The sequence below is a fragment of the Nocardioides sp. P5_E3 genome, assembly GCF_054049275.1.
In genome coordinates this window covers 74,160-89,754 of record NZ_JBFUMR010000022.1, presented here as the reverse complement: position 1 = coordinate 89,754, position 15,595 = coordinate 74,160, and the positions used below count along the sequence as shown (strand labels likewise).

16 protein-coding genes and 3 tRNA genes are annotated in these 15,595 nt (G+C 71.9%); 10 read left to right on the top strand and 9 right to left on the bottom strand.

The features are described 5' to 3' along the window. Positions 1 to 3: 3 nt before the first annotated feature. From ACXJKB_RS14830 to ACXJKB_RS14800, 7 genes are all read left to right on the top strand, one after another. Positions 4 to 810, top strand: a complete 807-nt coding sequence (locus ACXJKB_RS14830) for a GNAT family N-acetyltransferase (RefSeq protein ID WP_457189614.1) — start codon at positions 4 to 6, stop codon at positions 808 to 810. Positions 811 to 833: 23 nt separating this feature from the next. After that, positions 834 to 2,183, top strand: coding sequence for a M20/M25/M40 family metallo-hydrolase (locus tag ACXJKB_RS14825; protein WP_457189612.1), 1,350 nt, complete (start codon positions 834 to 836; stop codon positions 2,181 to 2,183). A gap of 114 nt (positions 2,184 to 2,297) precedes the next feature. Further along, positions 2,298 to 2,765, top strand: a complete 468-nt coding sequence (locus tag ACXJKB_RS14820) for an SRPBCC family protein (protein WP_457189610.1) — start codon at positions 2,298 to 2,300, stop codon at positions 2,763 to 2,765. After that, positions 2,765 to 3,808 (top strand): NAD(P)H-binding protein, encoded by a 1,044-nt coding sequence (locus tag ACXJKB_RS14815; protein ID WP_457189608.1) that lies wholly within the window; start codon positions 2,765 to 2,767, stop codon positions 3,806 to 3,808. Before ACXJKB_RS14820 ends, ACXJKB_RS14815 begins: the two co-directional genes overlap by 1 nt. A gap of 65 nt (positions 3,809 to 3,873) precedes the next feature. Beyond that, the gene (gene purF, locus ACXJKB_RS14810; protein WP_457189735.1) at positions 3,874 to 5,400 is read left to right on the top strand and encodes an amidophosphoribosyltransferase; all 1,527 of its coding nucleotides are present in this window, start codon (positions 3,874 to 3,876) and stop codon (positions 5,398 to 5,400) included. A 40-nt stretch (positions 5,401 to 5,440) separates the two neighbouring features. Continuing rightward, entirely contained in the window at positions 5,441 to 6,538 is a 1,098-nt protein-coding gene (gene purM / locus ACXJKB_RS14805) for a phosphoribosylformylglycinamidine cyclo-ligase (RefSeq protein ID WP_457189606.1), read from the top strand. Between the two features lie 156 nt (positions 6,539 to 6,694). Further along, entirely contained in the window at positions 6,695 to 6,883 is a 189-nt protein-coding gene (locus ACXJKB_RS14800; RefSeq protein WP_191193375.1) for a DUF3073 domain-containing protein, read from the top strand. Positions 6,884 to 7,012: 129 nt separating this feature from the next. On the opposite strand, the gene ACXJKB_RS14795 is transcribed toward ACXJKB_RS14800, so the two are convergent. From ACXJKB_RS14795 to ACXJKB_RS14770, 6 genes are all read right to left on the bottom strand, one after another. Then, complete coding sequence (locus ACXJKB_RS14795; protein WP_457189604.1) at positions 7,013 to 8,104, bottom strand: Glu/Leu/Phe/Val family dehydrogenase; 1,092 nt, start codon at positions 8,102 to 8,104, stop codon at positions 7,013 to 7,015. A 118-nt stretch (positions 8,105 to 8,222) separates the two neighbouring features. After that, positions 8,223 to 9,557 carry a hypothetical protein gene (locus ACXJKB_RS14790; RefSeq protein WP_457189602.1) on the bottom strand — a complete coding sequence of 445 codons (1,335 nt, stop codon included), beginning with the start codon at positions 9,555 to 9,557 and terminating at the stop codon, positions 8,223 to 8,225. Positions 9,558 to 9,647: 90 nt separating this feature from the next. Next, positions 9,648 to 9,721, bottom strand: a tRNA-Phe gene (locus tag ACXJKB_RS14785). Between the two features lie 47 nt (positions 9,722 to 9,768). Continuing rightward, positions 9,769 to 11,100, bottom strand: coding sequence for a sensor histidine kinase (locus ACXJKB_RS14780; RefSeq protein WP_457189600.1), 1,332 nt, complete (start codon positions 11,098 to 11,100; stop codon positions 9,769 to 9,771). Beyond that, the gene (locus ACXJKB_RS14775) at positions 11,093 to 12,073 is read right to left on the bottom strand and encodes a cytochrome P450 (RefSeq protein WP_457189598.1); all 981 of its coding nucleotides are present in this window, start codon (positions 12,071 to 12,073) and stop codon (positions 11,093 to 11,095) included. Before ACXJKB_RS14775 ends, ACXJKB_RS14780 begins: the two co-directional genes overlap by 8 nt. 365 nt (positions 12,074 to 12,438) lie before the next feature. Beyond that, a complete protein-coding gene (locus ACXJKB_RS14770) occupies positions 12,439 to 12,828 on the bottom strand; it encodes a response regulator (protein WP_300047498.1) in 390 nt (129 codons plus the stop codon). 172 nt (positions 12,829 to 13,000) lie between these two features. Between ACXJKB_RS14770 and ACXJKB_RS14765 the strand changes: the two genes are divergently transcribed. From ACXJKB_RS14765 to ACXJKB_RS14755, 3 genes are all read left to right on the top strand, one after another. After that, positions 13,001 to 13,073 (top strand) — tRNA-Glu (locus tag ACXJKB_RS14765). A 99-nt stretch (positions 13,074 to 13,172) separates the two neighbouring features. Continuing rightward, positions 13,173 to 13,249 (top strand) — tRNA-Asp (locus ACXJKB_RS14760). 104 nt (positions 13,250 to 13,353) lie between these two features. Further along, the gene (locus tag ACXJKB_RS14755; RefSeq protein WP_300047496.1) at positions 13,354 to 13,707 is read left to right on the top strand and encodes a metallopeptidase family protein; all 354 of its coding nucleotides are present in this window, start codon (positions 13,354 to 13,356) and stop codon (positions 13,705 to 13,707) included. A gap of 7 nt (positions 13,708 to 13,714) precedes the next feature. On the opposite strand, the gene ACXJKB_RS14750 is transcribed toward ACXJKB_RS14755, so the two are convergent. The 3 genes from ACXJKB_RS14750 to ACXJKB_RS14740 are packed head-to-tail and all read right to left on the bottom strand — an operon-like array spanning position 13,715 to position 15,374. Further along, positions 13,715 to 14,047, bottom strand: coding sequence for a fluoride efflux transporter FluC (locus ACXJKB_RS14750; RefSeq protein ID WP_457189595.1), 333 nt, complete (start codon positions 14,045 to 14,047; stop codon positions 13,715 to 13,717). Beyond that, positions 14,044 to 14,445 carry a fluoride efflux transporter FluC gene (locus ACXJKB_RS14745; RefSeq protein WP_457189593.1) on the bottom strand — a complete coding sequence of 134 codons (402 nt, stop codon included), beginning with the start codon at positions 14,443 to 14,445 and terminating at the stop codon, positions 14,044 to 14,046. The genes ACXJKB_RS14750 and ACXJKB_RS14745 overlap by 4 nt, the downstream gene beginning before the upstream one ends. Beyond that, positions 14,442 to 15,374: an ATP-binding protein gene (locus ACXJKB_RS14740; RefSeq protein WP_457189591.1), complete on the bottom strand. Its 933-nt coding sequence runs from the start codon at positions 15,372 to 15,374 to the stop codon at positions 14,442 to 14,444. Before ACXJKB_RS14740 ends, ACXJKB_RS14745 begins: the two co-directional genes overlap by 4 nt. Positions 15,375 to 15,595: the final 221 nt, after the last annotated feature.

Below are 15,595 nucleotides of genomic sequence, written 5' to 3'. Positions count from 1 at the left end.
CCCATGAACGTGAGCTCGCTCGGCTTCCGCACCGACCTCGCCCTGCTGACCGCCTCCGGCAGCGTCGTGGAGGACCGCGGCACCCACCTCGTGGTCCGCACGCCGGACAACCCGACGTACTACTGGGGCAACTTCATCCTCCTCGCCGGGCCGCCCGTGCCCGGCGGTGAGCGGGAGGTCGTGGGCGCGTTCCACACCGAGTTCCCCGAGGCGCGCCACGTCAGCATCGGCATCGACACCCCCGACCTCACCCCGGAGGCGCGCGCGGCCTTCGAGGCGGCCGGGCTCGTGGTCGACGTGGCGTCGGTGCTCACCGCGTCCGAGCTCCAGCCGCCCCGCGAGGTCGAGGCCGAGGTCCGCCCGCTGCAGTCCGCATCGGACTGGGAGAGCCGCGCCCGCCTGAGCCTGGCGATCGAGGAGCGCGACGACGAGGAGTCGCACCTGCGGTTCGCCCGCGGGCGCAACGTGCAGGAGCAGTCGCTCATCGACGCCGGCCGCGGCACCCGGTTCGGGGTGCTCGTCGACAACGAGGTCGTCAGCACCGCTGCTGTCTTCACCACCGAGGAGGGCGTCGCGCGATTCCAGAGCGTCGAGACGCACAGCGACCACCGGCGCAAGGGGCTCGCGGCCGCGGCCGTGCACGCGGCGGGTCGCTACGCCCTCGAGCATCTCGGCGCGCGGACGCTCGTGATCGTCGCGGACGACGACGGCGAGGCCATCGGGATCTACCGCCGGCTCGGCTTCGCCGACACCGAGCGGCAGCTGATGCTGGAGCGCCGGCACGGCGACCGGGCGTCTCTCGACGGGTGAGCGAGGGGTCCTAGTCTGTCGGGATGACTGTCGACATCTCCGCCCGCCTCGCCGAGGTCATGCCCGGCATCCGCCGTGACCTCGAGGACCTCGTCCGCATCCAGTCCGTGTCCGCCGACCCGGCCCGCGCCGGCGAGGTCGAGCGCAGCGCCGAGGCCACCCGCGACCTGTTCGCGGCGGAGGGCTTCGAGTGCGAGATCGTGCGCGCCCACGACGGCGCGCCGCCCGCCGTGATCGCGAAGAAGTCCGGTCCCGAGGGTGCCCCGACGGTCCTGCTCTACGCCCACCACGACGTCCAGCCCGAGAACGACCACGCCGACTGGGACTCCCCGCCGTGGGAGCCGACCGAGCGTGGTGACCGGCTCTACGGCCGCGGCGCCGCGGACGACAAGGCCGGCATCGCCGCCCACCTCGGCGCGGTCCGGGTCTTCGGCGACGACCTCCCGGTCAACCTGGTGATGTTCATCGAGGGCGAGGAGGAGGTCGGCTCCGACACCCTCGTCGAGCTGCTCGAGGCCCACAAGGAGCGCCTCGCCGCGGACGTCATCGTCATCGCCGACTCCGGCAACTGGGACATCGGCGAGCCCGCCCTCACCACGTCGCTGCGCGGCCTGGTCCGGATGGACGTCGAGGTCCGCACGCTCACCCACGCCGTCCACAGCGGCATGTGGGGCGGCCTCGTCCCCGACTCGATCATGACGCTCAGCCGGGTTATCGCCTCGCTCAACGACGACGCCGGCAACGTCGCGGTCGAGGGCCTCCACGCCGGCCCCGCCGCCGACGTGGAGTACCCCGAGGCCCGTCTCCGCGCCGAGTCCGGCGCCGCCGAGGGCATCGAGTGGATCGGCTCCGGCTCGGTCGTCGAGCGCCTGTGGACCAAGCCGTCGATCAGCATCACCGGCCTCGACGCCCCCAAGGTCGAGGGAGCCTCCAACACCCTCGTCCCCGCCGCGCGCTGCCGCATCAGCATGCGGATCGCCCCCGGCGACACGACTGCCAACGCCGTCGAGTGCCTCCAGGCGCACCTCGAGAAGCACACCCCCTGGGGCGCGACCCTCACGACGACCGTCGTCGACACCGGCGAGGCGACGCAGATCGACGCCAGCGGTCCGGCGTACGACGCCGCGCGGGCCGCGTTCGCCGAGGCCTGGGACGGCACCGCCCCGGTCGACATGGGCGTCGGCGGCTCGATCCCCTTCATCGCCGAGTTCCTCGAGACGTTCCCGCAGGCCAGCGTGCTGGTGACCGGCGTCGAGGACCCCGACACCCGCGCCCACGGCGCCAACGAAGGCCTGCACCTCGCGGAGTTCGAGAAGGTCGTCAAGGCCGAGGCGCTCCTGCTCCGCAACCTCGGCGAGCTGCCCCGCGGCTGATCTTCGCGCCTCGTCGAGCGGTGCGTGACGCAGGTTTCCGAGCCCCGAGACCTGCGTCACTCACCGCTGACCGGGTGGTCCGCGCGTGTGGCCGCCGTCGGTAGCGTGGCGGCCATGGCGACCTTTCGTGCCCGCGACCGCTCCACGGCCGTGCTCCGCTCACCGCGCAGCGAGGTGTGGGCCGCCCTCACCGATGCCGACCTGATCGCGAAGATCACGCCCTACGTCACGGGCATCGACGTCGAGGGCGACCGGTGGACCTGGCGGATGGGCACCATCCCGGTGCTGGGCCTCTCCGTGGCGCCGAAGTTCACCGAGGTGATGGAGCTGCACCCCCAGGACCGGATCGTCTTCACGCACGACCCGGAACGGCCCGACGAGATGACCTCCGTCAACGGCACCTACGACCTCACCGACCACGCCGACGGCGGCACCGACGTGAGCATCGACCTGCAGATCGCCTGCAACCTCCCGCTGCCCGGCCTGGCCCGGCCCGCGGTCGAGCGCGTCATGGCCGGTGTCGTGAAGCACATGGGCACCGTCTTCTCCCGCAACCTCCTCAAGCACCTGGGCGAGGCCTGATGCGCGTCCTCGTCCTGGGCGCCACCGGCTACATCGGTTCGCGCCTCGTCCCCCACCTGCTCGAGCACGGCCACGACGTCGTCGCCGCGTCCTCGTCCCCGCCGCGTCCCGACCGCTTCGGTTGGGACGACCGGGTCCGCGCGATCCGCTGCGACGTCACCGACCCCGCCGCCGTGGCGGAGGCGGTCGAGGACGTCGACGCCGTCGTCTACCTCGTCCACTCCCTCGACCGCAGCGACTTCAGCGACCGCGACCGGGTGGCCGCCGAGACCGTCGCGGCCGCGGTGGCCGACAGCGGCGTACGACGCCTCGTCTACCTCTCGGGACTCGTCCCCGACGTTCCGGAGGCGGAGCTCTCCGACCACATCGCCTCCCGGCTGGAGGTCGAGCGGATCCTCCTGGCAGCCATCGACGGGTCCGTCGCGCTGCGCGCCGGCGTCGTGATCGGGGCGGGGTCGACCTCGTTCGAGATCATCCGGCAGGTCGCGACCCTGTTCCTCGTGCAGCCGGTGCCGACGTGGATGCACAGCTCGGTCCAGCCCGTCGCCGTCTCCGACGTGCTGAGGGCGGTCGACGACGCGCTCCTCGACGAGTCCCTGAGCGGTGCCATCGACCTCGGCGGACCGGACGTCATCGCCTACCCCGACCTGCTGCAGGTGTGCGGCCGCGCGGCGGGCCTGGCCCGGCTCCGCGTCCCGGTGCCGGTCGTGCCGCCCGGACTCGTCGGGCTCGCCGCCGCGCTCACCACGACCGCGCCCTTCCACACGGTCACGTCGCTGATCGAGTCACTGCGCCACGACATGGTCTGCCGCCCCGACCACACGTGGAAGCCGAGCCACGGCACACCGCCGATCGGGCTCGAGGAGGCGGTCGAGCGGGCGATGACGCCGATGTACGCCGGCCCGGAGGGCGCGCTCCCCTCGGACCCGGCCTGGACACGCACCCACGCCCTGCTCGCCGTCGTACCCTTCCCGGCCGTCGGCAAGGCTGCCGCGCACCTCGCCTTCCACCGCGTCCGCTCGGTCCTCGCCGGCGGATGGTGACCGGCGTACGGCGCCGGTGCGGCGCTGGGCGCTTTCGCCCGTAGACTCAACGCGTGCCCCAGCCGATGAGCAAGCGGATGGGCGGCGACGGCCGTCTGACCACGGCAATCGACCCCCACGACCAGGGCCCGCAGGATGCCTGCGGTGTCTTCGGCGTCTGGGCCCCCGGCGAGGACGTCGCCAAGCTGACCTACTTCGGGCTCTACGCGCTGCAGCACCGCGGCCAGGAGTCGGCGGGCATCGCGGTCAGCAACGGGCGGCAGATCCTGGTCTACAAGGACATGGGTCTGGTCTCGCAGGTCTTCGACGAGTCGACGCTCGACTCCCTCAAGGGCCACCTCGCGATCGGCCACTCGCGCTACTCCACGACCGGCGCGTCCACGTGGCACAACGCGCAGCCGACGTTCCGGCCCACCGCGGACGGCTCCATCGCGCTCGGCCACAACGGCAACCTGATCAACACCCACGAGCTGCGCGACATGGTCACGGACCTGCCCGGCCCCGCCGGTGAGCTCGAGATCAAGGGCGTCGAGGGCGCGACCAACGACACCAGCCTCGTCACCGCGCTGCTCGCCCACCACCCCGACACGACGCTCGAGCAGCGCGCGCTGGAGGTCCTCCCTCAGCTGCGCGGCGCCTACTGCTTCGTCTGGATGAACGAGAACACGCTCTACGCCGCCCGTGACCCGCAGGGCATCCGCCCGCTGGTGCTCGGTCGCCTCGACCGCGGCTGGGTCGTCGCCAGCGAGGACGCCGCGCTCGCGACGATCGGCGCCAGCGTCGTGCGTGAGGTCGAGCCCGGCGAGATGGTCGTGATCGACGAGAACGGCCTGCGGTCCCACAAGTTCGCTGAGCCCGACCGCAAGGGCTGCGTCTTCGAGTACGTCTACCTCGCCCGTCCGGACGCCACGATCGCCGGGCGCAACGTGCACGAGGCGCGCGTCGAGATGGGCCGCCGGCTGGCGCGCGAGTTCCCGGTCGACGCCGACCTGGTGATGCCCGTGCCGGAGTCCGGCACCCCCGCGGCGTCCGGCTACGCCGCCGAGTCAGGCATCCCGTTCGGGCAGGGCTTCGTCAAGAACGCCTACGTCGGCCGCACGTTCATCCAGCCCAGCCAGACGCTGCGCCAGCTCGGCATCAGGCTCAAGCTCAACGCCCTCGAGCACATGATCCGCGGCAAGCGGATCGTCGTGGTCGACGACTCGATCGTGCGGGGCAACACCCAGCGCGCGCAGGTGCGGATGCTCCGCGAGGCCGGCGCCCTCGAGGTGCACGTGCGGATCTCCAGCCCGCCGGTCAAGTGGCCGTGCTTCTACGGCATCGACTTCGCCACCCGCGCCGAGCTGATCGCCAACGGCCTCACACCCGAGGAGATCGCCGCCAGCGTCGGCGCCGACACCCTGGGTTACATCTCGCTCGAGGGCATGATCGAGTCGACCGACCAGCCGGCCGAGCGCCTCTGCCAGGCGTGCTTCACGGGGGAGTACCCCATCGACCTGCCGGACGAGAGCCTGCTCGGCAAGCACCTGCTCGAGGCGACGCTCCAGTCGCCCACCTTGGGGCGGGCCCTGCCGGTCCTCAACAACCCCTGACCCGCACCCGATGCGCACGCCGCCACCCGAGGAGCTCCGTGTGACCGACCAGCCCACTGCATCCACTTCTGGGGCGTACGCCGCCGCCGGGGTCTCCATCGAGGCGGCCGACCGGGCGATCGACCTGATGAAGGGCTGGGTGGAGAAGGCCCGCCGCCCCGAGATGATCGGCGGGCTCGGTGGCTTCGCCGGCCTCTTCGACGCCTCCGCGCTGACCCGCTACGAGCGGCCGCTCCTCGCGACCTCGACCGACGGCGTCGGCACCAAGGTCGCCATCGCGCAGATGATGGACGTCCACGACACCATCGGCTTCGACCTCGTCGGCATGGTCGTCGACGACCTCGTCGTGTGCGGCGCCGAGCCGCTCTTCATGACCGACTACATCGCCTGCGGCCGGGTGGTGCCCGAGCGCATCGCCGCGATCGTCAAGGGCATCGCCGAGGCCTGCGTGGTCGCCGGCTGCGCGCTCATCGGCGGCGAGACCGCCGAGCACCCCGGCCTGCTCGACCCCGACGACTACGACGTCGCGGGCGCCACCACCGGTGTCGTGGAGGCTAGCAAGCTCCTCGGTCCCGGCCGCGTCCGTCCCGGCGACGTCGTGATCGCCATGGAGGCCAGCGGCCTGCACTCCAACGGCTACTCCCTCGTCCGCCACGTCCTGCTCGGCTCGACCGATTCGGGGGGCGCAGGCTGGACCGTCGAGCGCCAGGTCGACGACTTCGGCCGCACGCTGGGCGAGGAGCTGCTCGAGCCGACCCGCATCTACGCCAAGGCGTGCCTCGACCTCGCCGACCGCACCGAGACGCACGCCATGTCCCACGTGACCGGCGGCGGCCTCGCCGCCAACCTCGAGCGGGTGCTCCCGGAGGAGCTGTCGGTGCGCATCGACCGCTCGACGTGGACCCCGCAGCCGGTCTTCGACGTCGTACGCCGGGTGGGCGGGGTGGCCCAGGCCGACCTCGAGGCGACCCTCAACTGCGGCGTCGGCATGGTGTCGCTGACCGCCCCGGAGTCGGTCGACACGGCGATCTCCGTGCTGGCCGGCCACGGCATCCGGGCCTGGGTCGCGGGCGAGGCCCGGGCGGACGCCGACAACGGCGGCCGGGTCGTGCTGGAGGGCCAGCACCCCGGCTGGTGATGAGATTCGGCACTTCGAGCACGAAATGCCCGGTCTTGGTGTGCGGGAACACCCACCGCTCAGGTAGCGTTGTCCCCACGATATGTAACCGATCAGACCGGGCGCGTCGGGCAGCTCTCCGACAGCCCCGGCCAAGTGTGCGAGGGGGTCGACCCTATGGGGCGCGGCCGAGCGAAGGCGAAGCAGACGAAGGTTGCCCGCGACCTGAAGTACCGGACTCACGAGACGGACTTCGGCGCGCTGGCGAAGGAGCTGCACGGAGAAGACACTCACCCCACCAGTGAGGTCGATACCGATGGCGACGAGTGGTCGGACTATGCCGACCCGCGTCGTCGCGCAGACTGACTGATCGCACCTGATCACCCCATCCGGGCGACCGGGTGGTGAGGCGTACGAAGCACGCCCTGGTGCAGTTCAGGTGACCGGGCAGTCCCCCCGCCCGGTCGGCGTGCTGGTACGCGAGGAAGTGCCCGCTCAGCCGAGGTGGATGCCGCGCAGGCGGCCGACCTCGCGCATGCGACGCTCGGCGAGGCGGTCGGCGGCCTCGGCCGTGGTGACCCCGTCGGCCTTGGCGAGCTCGAACACCCGGCGGGTCGTCTCGAGGATGCCGGTCGCGCGCTGGTGCGCGCGCTCGAAGGAGAAGCCCTCGAGCTCGTCGGCGACCTGGATGACGCCGCCGGAGTTCACGCAGTAGTCGGGGGCGTAGAGGACGCCGCGCTCCTCGATCTGCTTCTCGATGCCGGGGTGCGCGAGCTGGTTGTTGGCCGCGCCGCAGATGATCGTGGCGCGCAGCACGTCGAGCACCTCGTCGCTGATCGCGCCGCCCATGGCGCACGGGGCGTAGACGTCGATCTCGCTCGCGACGAGCTCCTCGGTCGTGGCGACGGCGGTGACCTGCGGGAACTGCTCACGGATCGCCTCGACCGACGGCGCGTGGACGTCGGTGACGACGACGGTGGCGCCGTCCTCGATCAGGTGGCGGACCAGGTGGCGACCGACCTTGCCGACGCCGGCGACACCGACCGTGCGTCCGGCGAGGGTGGGCTCGCCCCACGCCTGCTCGGCGGCGGCGCGCATGCCCTGGAACGTGCCGAACGCCGTCAGCACCGAGCTGTCGCCCGCGCCACCGTGGGCGACGGTGCGGCCGGTGACGAAGTCGCACTCGCGCGCGATGTGGTCCATGTCCTCGCTGAACGTGCCCACGTCGCACGCGGTGAAGTAGCGCCCGCCGAGCGACTGCACGAAGCGGCCGTAGGCGCGCAGCAGGGCCTCGGTCTTCAGCTCGGCCGGGTCGCCGATGATGACGGCCTTGCCGCCGCCCAGGTCGAGGCCGGCGAGCGCGTTCTTGTAGGACATGCCGCGCGAGAGGTTGAGGACGTCGACGATCGCGTCGTCGGTGCTGGCGTAGGGGTAGAACCGCGTCCCGCCGAGGGCCGGACCCAGTGCAGTGGAGTGGATGGCGATGATGGCCCGCAGGCCGGTCGCGCGATCGTTGCAGAAGACGACCTGCTCGTGCTCGCTGCCGAGCTCGAAGACGTCGACGCCGGAACTGGGTACTCCAGACATGCTCATGGGTCCTTTTCTGGTGGGTGCGGCCGCGGGGTGTGCGGACCTGGTCAGTGCGGTCTAGGGGTGGTGACCGCCGTCACCTCCAGAATAGTCCCGCGAGAACGCCCGGACCGCATCACTGCGACCGCATCACCACGAGGTCGCCGTGGGTGCCGTAGCCGAGCAGCTTGCCGCCCGCGGCCCGGCCGTTGAAGGTGACCATCAGCCACCGGCCGTCCACCTGGGCGACCGTGGGCCACGGCAGGTTGGTCGGGTAGGGCGCGTCCAGCGTCCCCGTCTCGGTCATCGTGAGGTCGTACGCCGGGAAGCGGGCGCGCCGGCCGCGTCGGGAGTCCCGTCCGTCGCTCGCCAGGACCGCCATCCGGCCGTCGACCTCGACGAGCGTCGTGCCCTCGGTCGACGTACGGTCGCTCGCGGCGCCCAGCAGTCGCAGGTCGTCGAGCGTGGGTCCGGCGGCGACGGCCGGGTGGAAGTCGAAGAACCGGCGCGCGCTGACGAAGCCGACCAGCCACTCGCCGTCGCGCCGGACGAGGTGGGGGTCCCACGTGGCGATCGAGTCCAGCCCGTCGACGGGCAGCGGCAGCTCGCGGGTGTCGAGGACGTGCGCGCCCCGCAGGAGGTCGTCGCCCGACTCGGCGAGGGTGACCCGCAACCCCGCCGGCGTACGCCGACCCGCGCGGGTCGTCGGCGCCTCGAAGTCGCCCCACGTGCTGGTCGCCACCAGCCAGCCGCCGTGGGTGCGGACGAGGTGGGTGGCGTGGTCACCGAAGACCCCCGGCCGGTCGGGCCTGCGGAAGAACAGGTCGGCGGAGTGCGTGACCTCGAGGGCGTCGGGGTCGAAGCGCCAGACGCTGGTGTGGGCGGTGTCGAAGAACCCGGGACCCGCCGATGTCGCCGTCAGCCACAGCGCGCCGTCGTCGCGGACCGGGCGACCGTCCTCGCCGGTGACGAAGCGGGTGTCGCGCAGGCCCAGCTGGCCGAACCCTCCGGCGGTGCCGCCGCCGACGGGGAGCTCGGCCCGCATCCCCGCCAGGGCGTCCTCGTCGCGGGTGTCGACCTGCGGGCCGGTGGCGCTGGCGACCTCCCGCAGGTCGTGCCGGGCTCGGGCGACCCACCCGGCCGACTCGCGGCTCCAGGCCGTCACGTGGGTGCCGGTCAGGCTCACGCCGAGGCCGGTGGGCTCCTCGGCGCGGTGGAAGCGGCGGCTCCGGAGCGTCCCGGCGCCGGGGACGTCGAGGGACACGGATCCGTCGGTCAGGGACGCCGCGAAGCGGTGCTCGCCGAGGTGCAGCGCCACCGGACCGTCGAGACCGGTCGTGGTCGCGGCGACGTACGGCGCCACGGCCGGCATCGCGACCTCGCCCGCCTGGTCGGTGTCGACCTGCACGGAACCGGGTGCGACCAGGTCGACCGGGCGCAGCCGGCGGACGATCTCGAGGCGGGGGAGCACCGGCCCATCCTGCCGGGAGGTCGTGCCGGCGCGTCGGCGGGCACGCAGAAGGGCCCCGGTCGGGACGTGACCGGGGCCCTTCTGTGCTTGTGGGCAGGGGCGGGGTCGAACCGCCGACCTATCACTTTTCAGGCGATCGCTCGTACCAACTGAGCTACCTGCCCAAGCGGGGACGAGGATACATGAGCCCCGCGGGCGGACGGCAATCGGCTCAGCCGCTCCGTGGGACGTAGGCAGGGAGCTCGAGCCAGAACGACGAACCGGTGCCCGGCGTCGACTCGCCGCGGACCGCGCCGCCCTCGCGCTCGGCGATGGTGCGCGACAGCGACAGGCCGAGCCCGCTGCCCTGCGTGGTCGGCGCGGCGAACCGGACGAACGGCTCGAAGGCGTGCTGGAGCTGCTCGGGCGTGAGCCCCGGACCGTCGTCGCGGACCACGATGCGCACCATCGGCTTGGCGCTCTCGCCGACCAGCGCCTCGGCGGTGAGGTGCACGGAGCCGCCGGTGGGGCGGTGGTGGGCGATCGCGTTGCCCAGGAGGTTGGCGAGGACCTGGCGGACGGCCGAGGGGTGCCCCCACGCCGCCAGGGACGGATCGACCACGGCCTGCATGTCGACGCCCGCGGTGCGCGCGGGGGTGCGGTGCCAGTGGATGACGTCGGCGACCGCGTCTGCCAGCGAGATCTCCTGGCGCTGGTCGTCGGACGACATGGCCCGACCCGCGCCGAGGAGGCTGTCGACGATGGTGAGGAGCCGCTCGCAGGAGCGCACGATGACCGGCCCGTCCCGCTTCATGCCGGTCGTGACGTCGTCGGCGGTCCCGTTCTCGGCGTCGTCGAGCAGGCCCTCGGTGTAGCCGAGGATCGCGGAGAGTGGCGTACGCAGCTCGTGCCCCACCGCGCCGAAGAGCTGCTGGGTGGCCAGCTGCGCCTCCGCGCCCGCCTCGATGGCCTCGGCCAGCGAGCGCCGGGACTGCTCGAGGGTGAGGCGAGCGGTGATGGCTGCGCTCAGGAGCTTGAAGTCGGCGACGAGCTCGGCCGGCCACACTCCGGGCGTACTGCTGTCGAGGGACAAGCTGCCGTACATCTCGCCGTGAGCGATCAGCGACGTCACGACCAGGCTCCTCACGCTGATCCGGCTGAGCTCGGCGTGGTCCTGCGGCGCGTGAGCGGCGATGAGCTCGCGGTCCACGAGCGCTGTGGGGCCCTGCCGAGCGAGGCTGGAGAGCCAGGGCAGCGTCAGAGCGGCCTCAGGCCCCGCGCCCGGCGGGGGGAGCGTGCTGAAGGGTGGGAGCGGTCTCGACCACTCACGGATCCACGCTCGCCCGCCCAACCTCGTCCAATCGGCTTCGTCCTCGGGACCCACCTTCGTGAGTGCACACACCGCCACGTCCACGCGCGGTGCCGCGAGCAGATGGCTCGCGGCCAGGTCGATCGCGGCGGTGACGCTCGTCTCGGCACCGAAGATCGACCTGGAGAGAGTGATGGCTTCGGCCGACGCGGCGTCGAGGTGGGACAGGTCCTGCAGAGCGGGATGCTCACTCATCAGCGGGTTCCTGTCTGCGGACAACGGTGAAGCGGCATGGTGACGGCGCTATCCCTCGACTCTGGTCGATGGTCACGGTCTCACTCAACGTGATTATGCGGGTCGCCGCCCACTCGGCCAGATCGACGAGCTGCGCCATGCCGAGGTTGCGACCGGGGCATGCATGTGGGCCGGCGCCGAACGGGAGCCACGCGCCGGGGCGCCTGGTGCTGTCACGCCATCGGTCGGGGTCGAACTCGGCGATCCCGGCCGCGTCCCCGGGGACCAGTTCGGTCATCCTGCCGAGCAGGAGAGGGCTCACGAACACCACGCGCCCGGCGGGGATCACGGTGCCGTCGAGGTCCACCTCACGAGTAGTGACGCGAGGGGTGATCCAGGTGGGTGGCGTCAGGCGAAGCGTCTCCCACACGGCGTGCGCAGGATCCGTCGCGCCCGCGGGACGGTTCGCGAGATAGGCCAGCAGGAAGGCCCCCGCCGCGATTGGAACCTGGACGCCAGCGGCGAGCATGGTCGCAATCTCTGGCGCTGGCCGGTCGAGCCTGCCCAGGCCGGACAGCGTGTCCTCCAAAGCCACGCGTGCAACATGCTCGTTGCGCCGTTTACGGCTCCAACGCGACGGTGGCCGCCGCGACGCGATGACAGGGCCTAGTGCGTCGATCCATGACAGCGTGGCGTGGGCGACCTGGTCTTCCTGGGTGGGGTCGAGCCCGGGCAGGACGGCAGCCGTCGTGGATCGGGCGACCGGCGTCCGCAGCATCAGCATCGCGTCGTATGGCTCGCCCGGGCTGAGGCGGTCGTGTTCTGCGAGGGCTGAGAGCCATTCGCGGGCGAAGGTGGCCCTGCCGGTGGCCACCTGTGACGCGGTGAGCGCCGAGAACATGACGTGCCCAGATCGCGTCTCGCTCCGGCTGCCCGACAAGTCGCGCGTGCGGCTCACGTCACCGGGAAAGTCGAATCGCTCCGGGTCGGTCAAGACCATCTTGGCCAGCGCGGGCGTCGTGGCGAGCCACGGGCCGGCTGGGCCAAGAGCTACCGCGGCGGTGCGTGGGGCAGCGAGAACAGCGCCGAGTCGGCCTCCGGCCGACTCGGCGCTGTTTACACGATGCACTGTGCACGCATGGCTTCGCGTGACGTGCTCGGGGGCCTCAGCGCTTGCCGGGACCCGGACGCCAGGTGTAGGCGGCCTGCAGCTGGTTGGCGGCGCGCTTGCGCTCGATGGCGGTGCGGATGCGGTTCATCATGGTGTTTCTCCAGGGTGGGGTGGACGGTGCACGCCGGGGTTGGCGTACAGGGGCACTACGCGGAGCTCGTCTCCCGCGGTGATGACAGGGGTCGGGGTCAGGACTCCAGGTCGCGCAGTGTCTCGGCGATCAGGTCGGTCAGCTGCTGGATGCGCAGCGGCTTCTGCATGACTGTCGTGATGCCGAGTTCTTGGAGGACCGCGCGGTTCTCGCCGGCCCAGGCGGAGATGACGACGATGCGCAGCGCGGGCGCCACGTCGGGCCGGTCGCGCAGCCAGCGCACCACCTCGACGCCCGTCATCCGAGGCATGGTCAGGTCGAGCAGCATGACGTCGAAGCGCTCGCGCTCCAGGGTGTCCACTGCGTCCTGGCCGTCGTACGCCGTCGAGGCGACGTGACCGGCCCGCTCGACCAGGCGGCAGAAGACGTCGCGAATGTCCTCGTTGTCATCGACCACGAGGAAACGCAGCTGCCGCTCGTTGCTCACGAGTCAAGATTAGTCAAACGTGTGGCAAGTCGTGTGGCGTCTGCCAAAACTTGTCCGCGGGGCGGGCAGTGATCCGCGTCGCTCCGGCCGCGGATCGACAATGTTTGGGAGCCCGGCAGCCGCTGCCTCTATGCTGGGCGCTGCTCGATCGGGTCCGTCCCGGACGAGCTGGGCCCCCATCGTCTAGCGGCCCAGGACCCCGCCCTTTCACGGCGGTAGCGCCGGTTCGAATCCGGTTGGGGGTGCGACTCGGCCGGGGGTTGACGCCGATTGGGTGTCACCGAAGAGCATGGGTTAGAGTTCCACCCGCTTCACCAGAACGACCGGAGAAGCAGCAGCATCCTGGCCCCGTAGCGCAGTTGGTTAGCGCGCCGCCCTGTCACGGCGGAGGCCGCGGGTTCGAGTCCCGTCGGGGTCGCCAACGCATGACACGAAAGGGTGAGCCACCAGGCTCACCCTTTCAGTCATTTCGGCGCCGTACGACGACGCGGGTGGCCGTTTCGACGGCGCTCCTAGGGTGGTGGCATGCCGATCGACCTCGACCCCGCCGCGTTCGACGCCATGGTGGATCGGGCCCTCGACGGCCTTCCCGACGACCTCGCGCGGCTCGTGGACAACGTCGTCGTGCTCGTCGAGCCGGAGGCCCCTGCGGACGACCCCGACCTGCTCGGGCTCTACGACGGGCTGGCGCTCACCGAGCGGCCGGCCAACCACGCCGGCATGCTGCCCGACCGGATCCTGCTCTTCCGCGGCCCGCTGCTCGACATGGCCGACACCGTCGAGGACCTCGAGGAGGAGGTGCGCATCACCGTCGTCCACGAGGTCGCGCACCACTTCGGGCTCGACGACGGGCGCCTCCACGAGCTCGGCTGGGGCTAGCGGCCCGTCAGGACAGGCCGGCGCCGACCACATAGCCGAGGGCGCAGGCCGCCACCGCCAGCACGCTCGTGGCGACGACGTAGCCGGCTGCCGCCCGCGCCGGGCGCTCGACGGCCTGCACGGCGAAGGTCGAGAACGACGTGAAGCCACCGCAGAAGCCGGTCGCGAGCAGGGCCCAGGCGGCCTCGCCGAGCGACAGCGCGGCGAACAGGCCGAACAACCCCGAGCCGACGGTGTTGACCGCGAGCATCCCGCGCGGGACGTAGCCGTCGCGCCGCGCGACGACGTAGCGCAGCGGAGCGCCGACCGCGGCGCCGAGGGCGACGAGGAGCACCGTCATGCGAGCGCCTCCTCGGGCTCGGAGCGGCGGGCGAGGTGCTGGCCCAGCGCGGCGGCGGAGAGTCCGGCGGCGAGGGTGAGGGCCAGATAGGCGCCGGCGACGACGACGTGGCCACCGGCGGCGAGGTCGCGCGTCTGCCCGGCCCAGGCCGACACGGTCGTGAACCCACCGAGGACGCCCGGGCCGAGGGTGGCCGCGACCCGGGGCGATCGGCGTACGACGGCAAGGACGGGCAGCACCCCGAGGACGAACGCCCCGACGACGTTGATGGCCAGCGTGGGCCAGGGGAACAGCGTGTCGGGCGCGGCGACGTCGACGAGGTGGCGCAGCACTGCTCCCACGGCACCGCCGACAGCGACGAGCAGGACGTCGACGGCCCGGATCGGGCGGTGCGTCACCCGACCCGGCTCGTGGACGACGACGCCGAGCCCGGGTTGCCGTCCCACGGCCGGGCGGACGCACCGTCGAGCTGGTGGACCAGCTCGGCGAGCAGCCAGTTGTGCAGCGCGCGTTGGCGCGGCGTGCGGGCCATCGACAGCAGTCGCTCGGCCCGGCAGAAGGCGTCGGCGACGTCGAACATCTCGGTCATGGTCACGAAGATGGGGCCTGCCTCGCGGACCATCGGGAACGAGACGTCGACGCGGGGCAGGCCCCGCGCCTCCGCCTCGGTGATCTGGTCGCGGAAGGTGTCGGGGAACTGCCGCTCGAAGTTGGCGAACATCGACGTCAGGTCGCCGGCGAGCGGGTAGTCGGACTGGTGCGAGAGCGACAGCAGGCGCAGCTCGCGGCGCAGCTCGTGGTACTGCCGCTTGAGCGAGGTGTAGAGCGGGACGTCGATGCGGAGCAGGCGTACGTCGACCGCGCCCTCGCTGGTCGGCTCCGGCGGGATGCGGTCGTGGTGGTCGATGACCCACTCGACCGACCCGGCGTCGGTCATCTCGGGCGCCGGCTCGAACCAGACGATCTTGCCGTCGGACTCGATCGTCGCGCCCCAGGCGACGGCGCACTGGGCGACCATGGACAACCCGCGCCCGAAGGTGAGCAGCAGGTCGAGGTCGTCACCCTCGACCGGGGTGGGCGGCACCGGGGGACGTGGTGAGCCGTCGACCACCTCGATGCGCGGGTGGGAGGCGGTGCCCCGCACCCGGACCTTGTAAGGAGCAGCGGCGTGCAGGATCGCGTTGGCCACCAGCTCGGAGACCCCCAGCTCCGCGCACTCGACGAGGTCGGAACGGTCGAGGCGCTCGCAGACATCGCCCACCCAGCGACGCGCGTCGGCCGCAGCGCGCGGCGAGGACGCCAGCGTCAACTCGGAGGTCAGCGGCACTGGGACTCTTTTCAACGGGGTGAGGGCCGGGGTGGACAGTCCAGTGGAGCCATGATTGCCCGGGAGCGGGTGGTTCAAACCTCGACGATCACCATAGTTCTTCGCGAGTCCGGGTAACGGTGTGAGCAAGGCGACGCGCCCGGCGTTTCGCAGCGGGCACGCCCGAGGAGGAGAATGAACGTGGCAGTGGACGGCACGACGCACCATCGACCCCAGGAGCT